This window comes from Mycobacterium shimoidei, assembly GCF_900417275.1.
Lineage (GTDB): Bacteria > Actinomycetota > Actinomycetes > Mycobacteriales > Mycobacteriaceae > Mycobacterium > Mycobacterium shimoidei.
Map to the genome: position 1 here is coordinate 2,160,661 of NZ_UEGW01000001.1, position 16,665 is coordinate 2,177,325.

17 protein-coding genes are annotated in these 16,665 nt (G+C 67.2%); 8 read left to right on the forward strand and 9 right to left on the reverse strand.

The genetic code is table 11. The features are described 5' to 3' along the window. The first annotated feature begins 8 nt into the window (after positions 1–8). Entirely contained in the window at positions 9–662 is a 654-nt protein-coding gene (locus MSP7336_RS10640) for a DUF5642 family protein (protein ID WP_084226438.1), read from the forward strand. On the opposite strand, the gene MSP7336_RS10645 is transcribed toward MSP7336_RS10640, so the two are convergent. Beyond that, entirely contained in the window at positions 659–1,255 is a 597-nt protein-coding gene (locus tag MSP7336_RS10645) for an alpha-ketoglutarate-dependent dioxygenase AlkB (RefSeq protein WP_069396131.1), read from the reverse strand. The two genes, MSP7336_RS10640 and MSP7336_RS10645, sit on opposite strands and share 4 nt — an antisense overlap. A 32-nt stretch (positions 1,256–1,287) precedes the next feature. After that, positions 1,288–1,722 carry a redox-sensitive transcriptional activator SoxR gene (soxR, locus tag MSP7336_RS10650; RefSeq protein WP_069396130.1) on the reverse strand — a complete coding sequence of 145 codons (435 nt, stop codon included), beginning with the start codon at positions 1,720–1,722 and terminating at the stop codon, positions 1,288–1,290. A gap of 48 nt (positions 1,723–1,770) precedes the next feature. On the opposite strand from soxR, the gene arcA reads away from it, so the two are divergent. Next, a complete protein-coding gene (gene arcA, locus MSP7336_RS10655) occupies positions 1,771–2,973 on the forward strand; it encodes an arginine deiminase (protein WP_425325741.1) in 1,203 nt (400 codons plus the stop codon). 20 nt (positions 2,974–2,993) lie between these two features. After that, positions 2,994–3,422 carry an ester cyclase gene (locus tag MSP7336_RS10660; protein WP_069396129.1) on the forward strand — a complete coding sequence of 143 codons (429 nt, stop codon included), beginning with the start codon at positions 2,994–2,996 and terminating at the stop codon, positions 3,420–3,422. On the opposite strand, the gene MSP7336_RS10665 is transcribed toward MSP7336_RS10660, so the two are convergent. Both MSP7336_RS10665 and MSP7336_RS10670 read right to left on the reverse strand, forming a co-directional pair. Beyond that, positions 3,419–4,282: a hypothetical protein gene (locus tag MSP7336_RS10665; protein WP_113963670.1), complete on the reverse strand. Its 864-nt coding sequence runs from the start codon at positions 4,280–4,282 to the stop codon at positions 3,419–3,421. The genes MSP7336_RS10660 and MSP7336_RS10665 overlap by 4 nt on opposite strands. Before the next feature lie 119 nt (positions 4,283–4,401). After that, entirely contained in the window at positions 4,402–5,952 is a 1,551-nt protein-coding gene (locus MSP7336_RS10670) for a dolichyl-phosphate-mannose--protein mannosyltransferase (protein ID WP_113963671.1), read from the reverse strand. Between the two features lie 24 nt (positions 5,953–5,976). Here MSP7336_RS10670 and rsmI point away from each other — a divergent pair, with 24 nt between their 5' ends. Continuing rightward, entirely contained in the window at positions 5,977–6,807 is an 831-nt protein-coding gene (gene rsmI / locus MSP7336_RS10675; RefSeq protein WP_113963672.1) for a 16S rRNA (cytidine(1402)-2'-O)-methyltransferase, read from the forward strand. Here rsmI and MSP7336_RS10680 read toward each other — a convergent pair. From MSP7336_RS10680 to metG, 4 genes are all read right to left on the reverse strand, one after another. After that, a complete protein-coding gene (locus MSP7336_RS10680; protein ID WP_069396125.1) occupies positions 6,763–8,010 on the reverse strand; it encodes an aminodeoxychorismate synthase component I in 1,248 nt (415 codons plus the stop codon). The genes rsmI and MSP7336_RS10680 overlap by 45 nt on opposite strands. A gap of 20 nt (positions 8,011–8,030) precedes the next feature. Beyond that, complete coding sequence (locus MSP7336_RS10685; protein WP_372507658.1) at positions 8,031–8,936, reverse strand: RNA polymerase sigma-70 factor; 906 nt, start codon at positions 8,934–8,936, stop codon at positions 8,031–8,033. Next, complete coding sequence (locus tag MSP7336_RS10690) at positions 8,933–10,096, reverse strand: NAD(P)/FAD-dependent oxidoreductase (protein WP_113963673.1); 1,164 nt, start codon at positions 10,094–10,096, stop codon at positions 8,933–8,935. The genes MSP7336_RS10685 and MSP7336_RS10690 overlap by 4 nt, the downstream gene beginning before the upstream one ends. A gap of 75 nt (positions 10,097–10,171) precedes the next feature. Further along, a complete protein-coding gene (metG, locus tag MSP7336_RS10695) occupies positions 10,172–11,719 on the reverse strand; it encodes a methionine--tRNA ligase (protein WP_069396123.1) in 1,548 nt (515 codons plus the stop codon). Between the two features lie 19 nt (positions 11,720–11,738). Between metG and MSP7336_RS10700 the strand changes: the two genes are divergently transcribed. The 3 genes from MSP7336_RS10700 to rsmA all read left to right on the forward strand — a co-directional run bounded on the left by MSP7336_RS10700 (position 11,739) and on the right by rsmA (position 14,752). Next, a complete protein-coding gene (locus MSP7336_RS10700; protein WP_069396122.1) occupies positions 11,739–12,596 on the forward strand; it encodes a TatD family hydrolase in 858 nt (285 codons plus the stop codon). 147 nt (positions 12,597–12,743) lie between these two features. Continuing rightward, on the forward strand, positions 12,744–13,871 hold the full coding sequence (locus MSP7336_RS10705; protein WP_069396121.1) for a resuscitation-promoting factor: 1,128 nt from the start codon (positions 12,744–12,746) through the stop codon (positions 13,869–13,871). Then, positions 13,835–14,752 carry a 16S rRNA (adenine(1518)-N(6)/adenine(1519)-N(6))-dimethyltransferase RsmA gene (rsmA, locus tag MSP7336_RS10710; RefSeq protein ID WP_069396120.1) on the forward strand — a complete coding sequence of 306 codons (918 nt, stop codon included), beginning with the start codon at positions 13,835–13,837 and terminating at the stop codon, positions 14,750–14,752. Before MSP7336_RS10705 ends, rsmA begins: the two co-directional genes overlap by 37 nt. On the opposite strand, the gene MSP7336_RS10715 is transcribed toward rsmA, so the two are convergent. Then, on the reverse strand, positions 14,730–15,530 hold the full coding sequence (locus MSP7336_RS10715; protein WP_113963674.1) for a serine/threonine-protein kinase: 801 nt from the start codon (positions 15,528–15,530) through the stop codon (positions 14,730–14,732). The genes rsmA and MSP7336_RS10715 overlap by 23 nt on opposite strands. A gap of 35 nt (positions 15,531–15,565) precedes the next feature. Here MSP7336_RS10715 and MSP7336_RS10720 point away from each other — a divergent pair, with 35 nt between their 5' ends. Beyond that, entirely contained in the window at positions 15,566–16,522 is a 957-nt protein-coding gene (locus tag MSP7336_RS10720; RefSeq protein ID WP_181786695.1) for a 4-(cytidine 5'-diphospho)-2-C-methyl-D-erythritol kinase, read from the forward strand. Positions 16,523–16,665: the final 143 nt, after the last annotated feature.

The following is a 16,665-nucleotide window of genomic DNA, read 5'->3' on the forward strand; positions in this document are numbered from 1 at the left end:
TGACCACGATGATTAGGGCTGCCCTCGTGATCGGATGCGTGCTTTGCCTGGCCGCATGCGGATCCTCCGACTCCGCCTCGACCTCTGCCGACATCACCAAGATCTCCACGGTGAAGTCCAGCTTCGGTCCCGAGTTCAAGGTCAAAGACACTCCCAAGACCGGTATCGATCCGAAGGTCCTGGCGCCGCACAAGCTTCCAGAGGGAGTCAAGTTTCAACCACCCGACTGCGCGAAGTTCGTCACCGGCGAGGACATGCCGCCAGGCCTGCAGGGCAACATGGCCGCGGTGGCGGCCGAGGGTGACGGTAACCGCTTCATCGCCATCGCGGTGCAGACCAATCAGCCGGTGCCCGTCAACGAGCCCGGAAAGAACTGCAAGCAAGTCGGATTCGTCGGAGGCCGGGTGCGCGGGGTTGTCGAGGTCGTCGACGCACCGAAAATCGCGGGGGCACAGACCCTCGGTGTGCACCGGGTGCTGCAAACGGTGGTCCAAGGCAAACCCCGCACCGGCGAGCTGTACAACTACTCCGCTCACTTCGGCGACTACCAGGTGATCGTCACCGCCAATCCCGTGCTGGCACCCGACCAGCCCGTGCCCCCCGTCGACATCAACCGGGCGCGTGAATTGCTCGTGAAGGCCGTCGCCGCGATCCGCAGCTAGCGAACGTCCCTCGGGCGGAACTGGATACTGATCCGCGGGCCGGCGCATCCCGACGTCTTGGGGACCGAGTGCTCCCAGGTCCGCTGGCATGATCCGCCCATCACCAACAGATCGCCGTGCGCCTGCGGCAGCCGCAGCGACGGTCCCCCGCCGCGTGGCCGCATCGCGAAGGTACGGGTGGCGCCGAGGCCGACGATGGCCACCATGGTGTCTTCGGTGCTGCTGCGGCCGATGGTGTCGCCGTGCCAGGCGACGCTATCGGAGCCGTCTCGGTACAAGCACAGCCCGGCCGTGGTGAACGGCTCGCCCAGCTCGCCCGCGTAGATGTCGTTGAGCCGGCGCCGCAGTTGCGCCAGCCGCGGGTGTGGCGGGTCATCGGCGACCAGGTCGTGAAAGCTCACCAGCCGCGGCACGTCGACCACCCGGTCATACATCGGGCGCCGCTCGGCGCGCCACGGCACGACGCTGAGCAATTCGTCGAACAGCTCGTCGGCGCCGGTCAACCAGCCGGAGCGGATGTCGATCCAGGCGCCGGCGCCGAGCGCTCTGCGCTCGTTGCAGTCGAACAACGACTCCTGGACCGGCAACGCCACACCGCCCAGCTTATCGCACGGACGTTCGAATCCTATTCGAGCCGGACCGCGCCGGGTCCCTGTTCGGCCAGGACGTCGCCGGGATTGAACAGGGCACAACTGCGCAGGCTCAGGCAACCGCAGCCGATGCAGTCGGCGAGGTTGTCGCGCAGCCGCTGCAGGTGCACGATCCGGTGGTCGAGGTCGGCGCGCCAGCCGGCGGACAGCCGTGCCCAGTCCCTGCTGGTGGGCACCCGGTCGGTGGGCAGGGTGGCCAACGCGTTTCGGACGCGGGCCAGCGGGATCCCCAGCCGCTGCGACATCCGGATGAATGCCACCCGCCGAAGCGTGTCGCGCGAGTACCGGCGCTGATTGCCTGACGTGCGCCGGCTGCTGATCAGCCCCTTCCGCTCGTAGAAATGCAGCGTCGAGATCGCGACGCCCGCCCGGGTGGCCAGCTCGCCCGGCGACAGCTCGGGGTTGTCCATATACCTGAACCATACTTGAGGGTGGCGGTTGGCATTACCGTGCTAAGTGTGAGTGAGTTGGGCCTCGATTCCGAGGTGGGGACGCTGCGGGTCGCCATCCTGCACCGACCGGGCGCTGAGCTGCGCCGGCTCACACCGGACAACACCGACTCGCTGCTGTTCGACGGATTGCCCTGGGTCGCCCGCGCGCAGGAGGAACACGACGCATTCGCCGAGCTGTTGCGCTCGCACGGCGTCGAGGTGCTGCTGCTTTCCGAGCTGCTGACCGAAGCGCTGGAAAGCGGCGCCGCCCGCATGCAGGGGATCGCCGCCGCGGTCGATGCCCGTCGGTTGGGATTACCTCTGGCCCAGGAACTTTCGGCCTACCTGCGCGGCCTGCCGCCGGCGGAGTTGGCGCACGTGCTGACCGCGGGCATGACTTTTGCCGAGCTGCCGTCGGACACCCAAACCGACGTGTCGTTGGTGCGGCTGATGCATCATGGCCGCGACTACGTCATCGAGCCGTTGCCCAATCTGGTGTTCACCCGCGACTCGTCGATCTGGGTCGGGCCGCGGGTGATCATCCCGTCGCTGGCGCTGCCGGCGCGGGCCCGAGAGGCATCGTTGACGGACCTGATCTACGCCCACCATCCGCGGTTCACCGGGGTGCGTCGCGCCTACGAATCGCACACCGCGCCGGTGGAAGGCGGTGACGTGTTGCTGCTCGCGCCGGGTGTGATCGCGGTCGGCGTGGGGGAGCGGACCACTCCGGCCGGAGCGGAAGCGTTGGCGCGCAGCTTGTTTGACGACGATCTCGCGGAAACGGTGTTGGCCGTGCCGATCGAGCAGAAACGCGCGCAGATGCATCTGGACACGGTGTGCACCATGGTCGACACCGACGCGATGGTGATGTTCGCCAATGTCGTCGAGACGTTGTCGGCGTTCACCATTGCACGCACGCCCGACGGCGTGAAGATCTCCGACGAGGCGCGGTTCGTCGAGGCCGCCGCCGCGGCGATCGGGGTGGACAAGCTGCGCATCATCAGCACCGGTTTGGATCCCGTCGTCGCCGAACGCGAACAATGGGACGACGGCAACAACACCCTGGCGTTGGCGCCCGGCGTCGTCGTCGCCTACGAGCGCAACACCCAGACCAACGCACGCTTGCAGGAGGCCGGCATCGAGGTGCTCACCATCGCCGCGTCCGAGTTGGGCACCGGCCGCGGCGGGCCGCGCTGCATGGCGTGTCCGGCCACCCGTGACCCGCTGTGATCTAGCCCGTGAGGAGCTCAATGCCGACCGCACCGGAAACCATCAACAAAGTCTCGTTCAGCCGTTTCCACGACGCGGTGAATACGGGTGATCTGCAAGTCATCTCGAAGGTGATCGACGAGCTGGTCGAGCCCGATGCGCTGATCCGCACGCCGGCGCCGGTTGACGGCACGGGGGCGGCGGCGCTCAAGCAGGTATGGGCGATGCTCCTGCGGGCCTTCCCCGACTTGCATCTCGCGGTCGAGGACATGATCGCCGAGGGGGACAAGGTCGTGGTCCGCAATACCGTTACCGGGACGCACCGGGGCGAATACATGGGCTTGGCACCTACCGGCAAATCCGTGACGTACAACGAGATCTTCATCTTCCGCTTCGTCAACGGTCGAGTCGTCGAGACCTGGGGGGTCGTCGACGTGTTGTCGCTGATGAAGCAGCTCGGGATGCTCTAGCGCGCGTGGTTAGTCGGCGCAATCGGATATCCCCGACGGGCGAAGGGTTCCGACACCCGATGCAGGATGAATCGCCGGCTGTGTTCGGCGACCACGCGAATGTCGATCCAACCTTGGCGCTCGATCAGTTCTGCACGCCCGATGTCGTGTACATACCGCTGGCGATCGGTGCTGTGTTGCTGGCCGTCATAGTCAAGGCCCACCATCGGTTCGTCGTAGTCCATGTCGATGAATGCCTCATTGACACCGTCGCTGACCCTGATTTGCGTTCGCGGCGCGGGCAGTCCGGCGTCGATGAGTAGTAGCCGCAACCATGTTTCCTTCGGCGATTGAGCGCCCGAGTCCATTAGCGAGAGGGCGACCTGGCAGCGACGCAGGCCCCGACCCCTGGGGTAGCGCTGCGCCAGTGAAAGCGCATCGCATGCTGTTACACCCGCGGCGCAGGCCAACGCATCGAGGTGCTGCACGGCGAGGTCACGCGGCAGGTGCCGGGCGATATCCAGCGCAGTCCTTGCCGGACTGGTCACCGGTATCCCGTCGACTTCGACGACCTCGTCAGCCTCAATCCGCTCGTTGCGCACCACAATGCCCAACGGTGGACGCCCGCTGCGCCAGATCATCTCGATCGGTGTATCTGCATTAACCCAGAGGGCGCCGTGCAGCGCTGCCGCAGCGCGCCCGGCGATGACGCCGTTGCGCCCCGACCAGAGCCACGCGCCGATGGTGTTGCGCCGCAGCGATGGGGTCGCCGTGTTCGCCACATAGATGCCCGGGAAGATCGCGTTGTAGTTCCAGCGCAGCTGTCCCCTGGTTAGCGTGCCGCTGGCGAGCATCTCTGTGCCGACGAACACTTCAGGCATCCGCCAATATTGGGCCGGCGGCGACGTCGCCCGCGTTCAGATTGCGCCCAGGGCTGTGGATAACGCAAAACAACGACCCTGAGCGCAATCTCAACGCGTAAGGAGGCTGGTGCGCGGCACTAGCGCCAGCTGGGCAGCCAGATTTCCATGTTCCAGGTGGACTGCGATATCGGCTGGCCGCTGAGAACCGGATACAGCCACGCGAAATTGGTCAACACCAAAGCGACGTAACAGGATACGACGATCAACCCGAGTGTGCGCCGCTCCTGGCTTTGACCAGGCTGGTACAGGATGTCCCCGAGTATCAACGCGATCGCCATGACCAAAAACGGCGCCATGGTGGCCGCGTAGAAGAAGTACATCTGTCGGTCGATGTCGGCGAACCAGGGCAGCCAGCCCGCGCAATAGCCGACCAATACCACCGCATAGCGCCAGTCGCGCCGCACGAACGCCCGCCACAGCGCATAGCCGAGCACGGGGACTGAAAGCCACCACATCGCGGGTGTGCCGACCAGCATCACCGCTTTCACGCACGACTGCGCGCCGCAACCGGGAACGTCGTGCTGGTCGATGGCGTAGAGCACCGGCCGCAATGACATCGGCCAAGTCCACGGCTTGGACTCCCAGGGATGATGGTTACCCGCGGAATTCGTTAGCCCGGAATGGAATTCGTATGCTTTATAGGTGTAATGCCACAGCGATCGAAGGGCGTCCGGCATCGGGAAGCTTGGTTGCACCCCGATCGACTGGCCGACTTCGTGCCGGTTGATCGCCGTCTCGGAGGCAAACCACGGCGCATAGCTTGCCAGGTACACCGCGAACGGAATGAGCCCCATCGCATAGCCCGTCGGAACCGCGTCGCGCCACAGCGTTCCCAGCCACGGTCTGGGCACCCGATAAGCGCGGCGCGCGGACACGTCGAAGGCCAACGACATCAGCCCGAAAAACAGGACGAAGTACAAGCCGGACCATTTTGTGGCACAGGCTAATCCGAGTAGCACCCCGGCTCCGAATCGCCACCAGCGCACCCCCAACCGCGGCCCCCACGGCGTTTCCGCAATGCGGTTCTGCATCAGCGCGACATGCATTCGCTGGCGGACCTGATCACGGTCGACGATCAGCGCCCCGAACGTCGCGACGACGAAGAACGCCAGAAACCCGTCGAGCAGCGCGGTGCGCGACGCCACAAAGCTGACGCCGTCGCCGATCAGCAGCAGACCGGCGATGCCGCCGACCAACGTCGAGCGGCTGATCCGCCGAACGATGCGTACCACCAGCGCGACCATCAACACACCGAGCACCGCACCGGTGAACCGCCAACCCACGCCGTTGTAGCCGAAAATCGCCTCGCCGAGGGCGATCAGCTGCTTGCCCACCGGTGGGTGCACGACGAGGCCGTAGCCGGGGTTGTCCTCGACGCCGTGGTTGTGCAGCATCTGCCAGGCCTGCGGCGCGTAATGCTTCTCGTCGAAGATCGGTGTGCCCGCATCGGTGGGCGAGCCCAGGTTCACCAGCCGGCTCAGTGCCGCCAACGCGGTGATCACCGCGGTCACCGCCCAACCTCGCAACCGGTCAGTTGGACCGAAGTCCGCGACCGGCGCCAGCGGTCCGGGGCTGATGACGGGCACCGCCCGCTCGGCGGCGGCGATGTCGACGGGCGGGGCGGTCATCACATCGATCGTAAGCTGTGACGGGTGAGCGCTGGTCGACTATTACTGGGGGCCACGCCGCTGGGTCAGCCGTCAGACGCGTCACCGCGGCTGATTGCCGCATTGGGTTCTGCCGATGTCATTGCCGCCGAGGACACCCGGCGGATCCGGACGCTGGCCAAGGCCCTCGGTGTGCACATTGGCGGCAGGGTGGTCAGCCTCCACGACCACAACGAGGCAACCCGGGCGCCCGCACTGGTCGACGCGGTGAAAGCCGGAGCGACGGTGCTGGTGGTCAGCGACGGCGGGATGCCGGTGATCAACGACCCGGGGTACCGGCTGGTCGTCGCGTGCGTCGACGCCGGTCTGCCGGTGGGGTGCCTGCCGGGTCCGTCGGCGGTGATCACCGCCTTGGCGGTGTCCGGGCTGCCGTCGGACAGGTTCTGTTTCGAGGGGTTCGCCCCGCGTAAGTCCTCGGCCCGCCGAAGCTGGTTGGCGTCGCTGGCCGACGAGCGTCGCACCTGTGTGTTCTTCGAATCGCCACGCCGGCTGGCTGCGTGCCTGGCCGATGCCGTCGAGCAGTTGGGCGGTGAGCGGCGCGCGGTGGTGTGCCGAGAGCTCACCAAGGTGCACGAGGAAATCGTCCGGGGAACACTCGACGAGCTGGCGTCCTGGGCGGCTGACGACATGCTGGGTGAGATCACCGTGGTGCTGGCCGGTGCCATTCCGTGCGCCGACGTGCCGGCATTGGTGGCCGAGGTGGAAGAGCTTACCCGGCAAGGAATTCGGGTTAAGGATGCGTGCGCGCAGGTGGTATCCGGTACGCCGGTGTCACGGCGTGAGCTCTACGACGCGGTATTGCGGTCGAGAAGCTGACAGGATCGGCGCCGCTTTGTGCAGGCATTCATCCCATTCGGCGTCCACGTCGGAGTCTGCGGTGATGCCTCCACCGGCGCCCAACACAACGTTGCCTGCACTGTCGAACTCGACGGTGCGGATAGCGACGTTGAGCTCGCAACCTGCCACCGGTGATGCTAAACCGACTGTGCCGCAATAGACTCCACGTCTGAAGCCCTCCCATTGGGAGATCAGCTGCCGCGCACGCAATTTCGGTGTTCCGGTGACCGAAGCGGGCGGGAATGCGGCGTCTAGGAGTTCAGATGTCGGCAGCTCGGCGGGCACTTGCGCCGACACCGTCGACACCAAATGCCACACACCGGGCGCGGGCCGGACCACGAGCAGCTCGGGCACCGTGACCGTTCCGGTGAGCGCCACCCGGCTCAAGTCGTTGCGGACCAAGTCGACGATCATGATGTTCTCGGCGACGTCTTTGACCGAAGCGCGCAACGCGGAAGGGCGGGCGTCCAACGGCAATGTGCCTTTGATCGGGCTGGACGTGACGACGTCGCCGCGGCGGCACAAGAACAGCTCCGGTGACAGCGACGCCACCGCCCCCCAGGGACCGGCAAGGTAGGCGGCGCGGGCCGGGGCGGTGCGCTCCACGGCGTCGGCGAAGAAATCCAGCGGAGCGCCCTCGACCGTTCCACTGAATTGAGTGCACACACAGGCCTGGTAGATCTCGCCGGCGCTGATCGCCTCTAGGCAGGCCAGCACTCCGTCGCGATGCGTCGGCCGGTCGGCCGCGTCCCAGTCGATCCGGCACGACCGCGCCGGCGCCGGTCCGGCCAGCGCATCGGCCAGCCACTGCGGCATCGGCGCCCCCGACAGGCTCTCGTACCACCATTGACCGTCGCGATCGCAGCGCAATACGCAATCCGTCCAGCCGCCGGCGGCTTCGGGAATTCGGGGCACACGGTTGTCGGCACCGGCATCGGGATAGGACAGATAGCCGATCCAGCCACCGCCCACCACCGTGTCATCGCAGCCCGGGCGCACGGCGAACACGTCGGCCGCGTCGACCGGTTGCACCGACACGCTGGGCGCGATCACCGCCCGCGCGCTGAACCAGTCGCCGGTCAGCGCGGCGGGTGGTGGCAGACCGAGTCGAGACGTGGCGTCGCCGACCCCGCGCAGCACCTGTGGTGCATCGCCAAGATCGCCGAGCCGGTCGGTTCGCACCGTCCCAGCTTTGCAGACGCTCAGACCCGGCTGATCTCGTGTGGGGTGGTCACCATCGTCAGCTTGTCCGGGTTGCGCATCACGTAGAAGTTGGTGATCTTGCCGTCGATGATTTCGACGGTGAACACGCCTTCGAGATGGTCCCCGCGGTAGAGCACCACCGCGGGCGCGGCGTTGCATACCACCGTTTCCACCCGGACGTCGGGAAGCTGCATGGCCCGGCTGATCAGGCCGACGACCGCACGGGCGACCTTGTCGGCTCCGACCACCGGCCGGCGCGCCGCGCTGACCTTGCCGCCGCTGTCGGCCGTCCACGTCACGTCGGGCGCCAGCAGTGCCAGCACGCCCTCGACATCGCCGCTCGACGCCGCGGCCATGAATTCGGCGGTGATACGCGCAGGCTGCTCCGGGTCGACCGGGGTGAAGCGCCTTCGTCGCGCCTGGACATGTTCGCGGGCCCGGTGCGCTATCTGTCGCACGGTCGGCGCGGATTTGCCTACGGCGTCCGCGATTTCGTCATAGTCGAACCCGAAGACCTCGCGCAGCACGAACACCGCACGCTCGTCGGGAGTGAGCGTCTCGAGCAGCACCAGCATCGCCATCGACACCGATTCGGCCAGCACCACGTCCGCGGACGGATCCTGCTCGTCGAGCAGCAGCGGCTCGGGCAGCCACGGCCCGACGTAGTCCTCGCGGCGGCGGGCGCCGGCCCGCAGCGCATTGAGCGACTGACGGGTGACCAGCCGGGCCAGGTACGACTTGGTGTCGCGCACGTCCGCCAGGTCCACCTCGGCCCACCGTAGATAGCTGTCTTGCAGGACGTCGTCGGCTTCGCTTGCGCTGCCGAGGATTTCGTAGGCGATGGTGAACAGCAACGGCCTCAGTAAAGTGAACCGTTCGGCGTGTTCGTTGGGCGGGGCGGTCACGATACCGTGACCGCCGTGTCCGCCGTCTCCGCGATCTGCTGCGGCCGCTTGCCGCCCTTGAGCCACCGGTACCAGCCGGGCTTGGCCGCCTCGCGCCGGATACCCCAGACGGTGCCCTTGCACACCGCCTCCTTGATCGGGGCACCGAACCGCCCGCCGATCGCCACGCTGATCGGGGTGTCGTCCCGGCGGGCGAGCTGGACGGTGGCGTAGCTGCGGCCCAGGCTGATGCACTGCCCGGTGAACGCCTGGTCGAGCGGCACCGGCTCGGTGCCGGCGAGACGACTCAGCACGGTGTTGGCGGCCTGGGCGCCGAGCGGGATCGCGGCCTGGCAACTCATCCGCAGCGGCTCACCCGACGGCGCGGCGGCATCGCCGGCGGCCACGATGTGCGGGTCGTCGACGCTGGTCAGCGTCTCGTCGGTGAGCAGACGGCCCAGGGTGTCGGTGCGCAGTCCGCTGCGCGCGGCCAGCACCGGCACGCCGAAGCCTGCCGTCCACACCGTCACCGCGCTGGGCAACACGGTGCCGTCGCCGAGCACCACCGCGTCGGGCCGCACCTCGGTCACTGTGGCGGTCTCGAGCACCTCGACGCCGAGGCGCGCCAGGGCCTTGGCCACCGAACGCCGGCCGATGTCGGCCAGTGACGGCCCCAGCACCCCGCCGCAGACCAGCGTGACCCGCCGGCCCTGCTCGCCAAGCTCGGATGCCGTTTCGATACCGGTCAAGCCGCCACCGACCACCGTGACGGGGGAGGCGGGGTGCAGCTCGTCAAGCGCAGCGCGCAACCGCTGTGCGTGCTCGAATTCCCCGACGGGATAGGCGAATTCGGGTGCAGACGCGTTGCTGCCCACGGCATAGATGAGGTAGTCGTAATCGAGTACCGCGCCGGAGTCCAGCACGACCTTACGGTCGGCGGCGTCGATGCGCTCGGCGGTGCCGACGGCGAGCTGAATGCCTTCTCCGAGCATGGTGCCGTAGTCGACGGTCGCGGTGTGGGTGCCGGCGGCGAGTTGGTGCAGCCGGATGCGCTCGACGAACATCGCGCGGGGATTCACCAGGGTGATGTCCATGTCGGGCCGCAGCCGCAGATGGTTGGCGGCCAGGGTTCCGGCGTATCCGCCGCCGATGACGACGACGTGGGGGTGTTGGTCGGTCATTGTTGTCTCCTGTTCTCGGGGGGTGTGCCCTCCAGACACCGCCGAGTCCTCAGGTGTGACATGGCGTGACCGAGATCACTCGCCAGGCTGATAACGCGGGAACACCGCTGTCGGCGCCGGCAGCTGCGTCCCGGGAGCCAACCTGGTGCCGATCGCGCTGAACATCCGCTGTTCGGGCGGCTGTCCCAACAGGTCGAGCAGTCGAGCCGCCGAATCGGGCATGACGGGCTGAATCAGCAGCGCGGCGATGCGCACCACCTCGCACGTCACGTAGAGCACGGTGGCGAACCGGGTCTGATCGGCCGGCGACTCGCTCTTGCGCAACACCCACGGCTGCTGCGCGGAGAAATAACGGTTGGCGGCGCCGAGCACCAACCAGATCGCTTCCAACCCTAAATGCATTGCCTGGGCATCGAATTCGGCCCGAACTCGTTCCAGCAGCCCGTCAGCCATCGTCAGCAACTCGGTGTCGTCGGCAGTGAATTCGCCCGGCTCCGGCACGATTCCGTCCAGGTTCTTGGCGATCATCGACAGTGATCGCTGTGCCAGATTGCCCAGTTCGTTGGCCAGGTCGGTGTTGGTCCGGGTGATGATCGCCTCGTCGCTGTAACTGCCGTCCTGGCCGAACGGGACCTCGCGCAGCAAAAAGTAGCGCACCTGATCCAGGCCGAACGTATCGACCAGCGTGTTCGGGTCGATGACGTTGCCCACCGACTTGCTCATTTTCTCGCCGCGATTGAGCAGGAAGCCATGCGCGAAAACCCTTCGCGGAAGCTCGATTCCGGCTGACATCAGAAACGCCGGCCAGTAGACGGTGTGAAACCGGATGATGTCCTTGCCGATCATGTGCAGATCCGCCGGCCAGTAGCGGCGAAACAGCTCCGAGTCGGTGTCGGGATAGCCGACGCCGGTCAAGTAGTTCGTCAGCGCGTCGACCCAGACGTACATGACGTGGTCGGGATGCCCGGGTACCGGCACACCCCAGTCGAACGAGGTGCGCGAGATCGACAGGTCGCGCAGCCCGCCGGAGACAAAGCTGATCACCTCGTTGCGGCGCACCTCCGGTGCGATGAACTCCGGGTGCGCCTGGTAGTGGGCGAGCAGCTTGTCGGCGTATGCCGAAAGCCGGAAGAAATACGTCTGCTCCTCGGTCCAGGTCACCGGCGCGCCGGTTTCGGCCGCGACCCGGGTGCCGTCGTCGGCGACAACGGTCTCCGACTCGACCAGGAACCGCTCGTCGCGCACCGAGTACCAGCCGGCATAGGAGTCCAGGTAGATATCGCCGGCGTCGGCCATCCGCTGCCAGATCGCCTTGGATGCGGCCAGATGGTCGGGATCGGTGGTGCGGATGAACCGGTCGAAGGAGATGTTGAGCTTTTCCTGCAACCGTTGGAACACATCGGAGTTGCGACGGGCCAGCTGCGCGGTCGGAATCCCTTCCGCCGCGGCTGTCTCCACCATCTTGAGGCCGTGTTCGTCGGTTCCGGTCAGGTAGCGCACGTCGAAACCGTCGAGGCGCTTGAAGCGGGCGATCGCGTCGGTGGCGATGTATTCGTAGGCATGCCCGATGTGCGGCTCACCGTTGGGATAGGTGATCGCCGTGGTCACGTAAAAGGGCTTCATCGAGACACCACCTTATGGTGTGCAAGTGAGTTCGAAACGGCCCGGTAAACGCCAACCGCCGCCGGCTCCGGAGCCGCTGGCCCCGCTCGTCGACGCCCACACCCATCTGGACGCGTGCGGTGCCACCGATGCGCACACAGTGCGCGCCATCGTCGACCGGGCCGCGGCAGTGGGCGTCGAGGCCGTCGTCACCATCGCCGATGACCTGGCGTCGGCGCGTTGGGTGACCCGGGCCGCCGACTGGGATCCACGGGTCTATGCCGCGGTCGCCCTGCACCCGACCCGGGCAAACGCGCTCACCGACGCCGCTCGAGCCGAGATCGAGCAGCTGGTCACCCACCCGCGGGTGGTGGCGGTCGGCGAAACCGGCATGGATATGTACTGGCCCGGGCGGCTCGAGGGGTGTGCGGAGCCCGCGGCGCAGCGGGAGGCGTTCGCCTGGCACATCGACTTGTCCAAGCGGACCGGCAAGCCGCTGATGATCCACAACCGTGACGCCGACGCCGAGGTGCTCGACGTGTTGCGCGCCGAGGGCGCGCCCGAGACGGTGATCTTTCATTGCTTCTCGTCGGGCGGTGCCATGGCGCGGGCGTGCGTGGACGCGGGCTGGCTGATCAGCTTGTCCGGAACGGTGAGCTTCCGCAACGCGCGCGAGCTGCGGGAGGCGGTTGGTTTGATACCCACCGAGCAGCTGCTGGTGGAGACCGACGCGCCGTTTCTGGCTCCGCATCCCTACCGTGGCGCGCCCAACGAGCCCTACTGCCTGCCCTACACCGTGCGGGCGTTGGCGGAGCTCATCGACCGCAGCGCCGAAGATTTGGCCACGGTGACCACCGCCAACGCCCGCCGCGTGTACGGGCTTGAACGCGGTAATTAAGAGTCCAGTAAGAGCGCGAGTCGGGTGTTGCTCTGCGTAGGCCGGTTCGTTACCGTCTTGTGATCGAACGGGGGCCCGCAAGGGCCCTTTTGGTGTGTCCAAGGGTTGTTGCTGAAGTGGTTGCTGAGGTCGGGGTATAGACGCGCGTTGAACGTACTAACGAGACTGCACCAAAATTCATCGCCGATTCTGCGGCTTCTGGTCGCCGCGCTGCTACTGGTGCTGAGCGTCGCCGGGGCCATGGCGGTCGCCACGTACAAAACCGTGACGTTGAATGTCGACGGGACCGCGATGACGGTGACGACGATGAAGTCCCGGGTCATCGACATCATCAGGGAGAACGGCTTCCACGTCGACGACCGCGACGACCTTTACCCCGCCCGTGACAGCCGAGTGCACGACGCCGACAACATCGTGTTGCGCCGCAGCCGGCCGTTGCAGATCTCGTTGGACGGCCACGACGTCAAGCAGGTCTGGACGACGGCCTCCACCGTCGACGAGGCGCTGGCCCAACTCGCGATGACCGACACCGCACCCGCCGCGGCCTCTCGAGGTAGCCGAGTACCGCTGGCCGGGATGGCCCTGCCGGTCGTGAGCGCCAAGACCGTCGAAGTCGACGACGGCGGCAACGTTCACAACGTGCATGTGGCCGCACCCAACGTCGGCGCGCTGCTCGCCGCGGCAGGCGCGCCGCTGGAGCAGAGCGACCAAGTCACCCCGGCCGCGTCGGCGCCGGTGGTCGACGGCATGCACATTCAGGTGACCCGCAATCGCATCGAGAAAGTCACCGAGCGGGTGCCGCTGGCCCCACCCCGGCGTCGCGTCGAGGACCCGGAAATGAACATCAGCCGACAGGTCATCGAGGACCCGGGCACCCCGGGCACGCAGGACGTCACGTTTGCGGTGGCCAAGGTCAATGGCGTGGAAACCGGCCGACTGCCGGTCGCCAACACAGTGGTGACACCGGCCCGCGAGGCCGTGGTCCGTGTTGGCACCAAACCCGGCACCGAGGTTCCCGAGGTCGTCGACGGTGACATCTGGGATGCCATCTCGCGCTGCGAGGCCGGCGGCAACTGGGCGATCAACACCGGAAACGGGTATTACGGGGGAGTGCAATTCGATCAGGGAACCTGGGAGCGCAACGGGGGGCTGCGATATGCCCCGCGCGCAGACCTCGCCACGCGTGAGGAGCAGATCACCATCGCTGAGGTGACACGGGCCCGTCAGGGCTGGGGCGCGTGGCCGGTGTGCAGCGGAAGGGCGGGGGCGCACTGACCGTGCGACTGCTCGGACGAACCGAGATCAGGCGGTTGGCCAGAGAACTCGACTTCCGGCCCCGCAAATCGCTGGGCCAAAATTTCGTCCATGACGCCAATACCGTTCGGCGGGTGGTGTCGTCGGCCGGGGTGCACCGCCACGACCATGTGCTGGAGGTCGGCCCCGGGATGGGATCGCTGACCCTTGCGCTGCTGGACCGCGGCGCGAAAGTCAGCGCGGTCGAGATCGATCCGGTGCTGGCCGACCGGCTGCCGGAGACCGTGGCCGAGCATTCGCACAGCGAGGTCAACCGACTGCGGGTGCTCAACCGCGACGTGCTGTCCGTCGGCCCCGCGGACGTGGGCGACGAGCCCTCAGCGGTGGTGGCGAACTTGCCGTACAACGTCGCTGTTCCCGCGTTGTTGCACCTGCTGGCCGAGTTTCCGTCCGTCCGCACGGCGACGGTGATGGTGCAGGCCGAGGTCGCCGAACGGCTCGCCGCCGAGCCCGGCGGCAAGGAGTACGGCGCGCCCAGTGTCAAAGGCCGCTTCTTCGGACAGGTGCGCCGGCACGGCACGGTGTCCCCGACAGTGTTCTGGCCCATCCCAAGGGTCTACTCCGGGCTGGTGCGCATCGACCGCTACGAGCGCTCACCCTGGCCCACCGACGACTCGTTCCGCCGGCAAGTGTTCGAGCTGATCGACATCGCATTCGCCCAGCGGCGCAAGACTTCTCGCAATGCCTTCGCCGAGTGGGCGGGCTCCGGCAACGAGTCGGCGACCCGGCTGCTGGCCGCGAGCATCGACCCGTCACGCCGCGGCGAGACGCTGGCCGTCGAGGATTTCGTCCGGCTGCTGCAGCGCTCCGAGCAAAGCGCTACGACTTCAGCGCCCGGCTGAGGTGTTCGACGAATTCCGAGCAGCACTGGTAGCGCATTTCGGGGTCTCGGGCCATGGCTCGGGCGATGACCGTGTCGAGCGAACGCGACGCCCACGACATCCTCGGTGAGAGTCGCGGCGCGATCCCGCGCAGGTGTGCCCGCACCAGTTCGGTGGAGGTGTCGGCTTCGTATGGTGGTGCGCCGGTGAGTAATTCGACTGCGGTGCAGGCCAGCGCGTATTCGTCGGTGGCGGCCGTTGGTGCACGTCCGCGCAGCAGCTCCGGCGCGGCATACGACAGCGACGCCTGAAGGTCTGTTGGGCGGCGAAAGACGTTGTCGACGACCGCATGGGCCACGCTGAAGTCGATCAGACAGGCTCCACCACGCGAAAAATCCTTGGCGACAAGGATATTGGCTGGCTTGACGTCGCTATGCACGATACCCTCGCCGTGCAGGTAATCGAGCGCGTCGGCGATCTGCGCCAGCGTCGCCAGCCGCTCCGGTCGGCTCTGCAGCCCGGTGGATTTGCCGCCGTCGAGGAATTGCATCGCCAGCCAGAAATCCCCCTGCTCATACATCGCGACGATGTGGGGGTGGTGCAGCCGATGGACCAACCGGAATTCACGGTTCAGGCGGGCCTGCTGAGCCGGGTTACGCCGGTCGGCATCGAGCACCTTGAGGGCGACCGGCCGGCCGGGCCGTCGCAGCGCATGCGCTCGATACACGGTGGCGTGGCCGCCGCGACCGACTTCTCGATCGATGACGTAGCCGTCGAGAATCTCGCCGGCGTCAACCATGCCCCCACAGTAGGTTCCGGCGATAGTCTCGTGCGGTGCCGTTGGACGGAAGTACCGCTGCTCAATGGGTGCCCACCGGGTCGGTCACCGTGCGGGCGCCCGGCAAGATCAACCTCTATCTGGCCGTGGGCGACCGGCGTGACGACGGCTACCACGAGCTGACGACGGTCTTTCACGCGGTTTCCCTGGTCGACGAGGTGACGGTCCGCAACGCCGACGTGCTGTCGCTGGAGCTGACCGGAGAGGGCGCCGACGAGCTGCCCACCGACGCCAGCAACCTGGCCTGGCAGGCCGCCGAACTGATGGCCGACCACGTCGGCCGGGCCCCGGATGTGGCGATCTCCGTCGAGAAGTCCATTCCGGTGGCCGGCGGCATGGGCGGCGGCAGCGCGGATGCCGCCGCGGTGCTGGTCGCGATGAACGCGCTCTGGGAGCTCGGCGTGCCGCGCCGCGACCTGCACGCGCTGGCCGCGCGGCTGGGCAGCGATGTGCCGTTCGCACTGCACGGTGGCACCGCGTTGGGGACCGGCCGGGGGGAGGAACTGGCCACGGTGCTGGCACGCAACACCTTCCATTGGGTGCTGGCGTTTGCCGAGGGCGGACTGGCGACGCCGGCCGTTTTCCGCGAACTCGACCGGCTGCGCAAGACCGGGGCGCCGCCGCGGCTGGAAGGACCCGGGCCGGTGCTGGCGGCGCTGGCCGCCGGCGACCCGGAGCAGCTGGCGCCGCTGCTGGGCAATGAGCTGCAAGCCGCCGCGGTGAGCGCACATCCGGACTTGCGCCGCGTGCTGAGGGCCGGCGAGGAGGCCGGCGCGCTGGCGGGTATCGTGTCCGGCTCCGGTCCAACGTGCGCGTTCCTGTGCTCGTCGGCGTCGGCGGCGGTCGACATCGGCATTCAGTTATCCGGTGCCGGGGTATGCCGCACGGTGCGGGTTGCCAGTGGCCCGGTGCACGGCGCCCGGGTGGTACCGGCGCCCGTCACCGGGGTATGAGGCGATCTGACTGCAGAGTTTGGCAGTTCCTTAAGAGGAGTTTAAGATGTTCGGCGGTGACGAGTAGTGGTCAGAGCCTGCGTCCAATCCCATCGCCTGCCGAGCAGGCCGATGGGTGCTCGGTGAACCCGATGGGTCGCGGC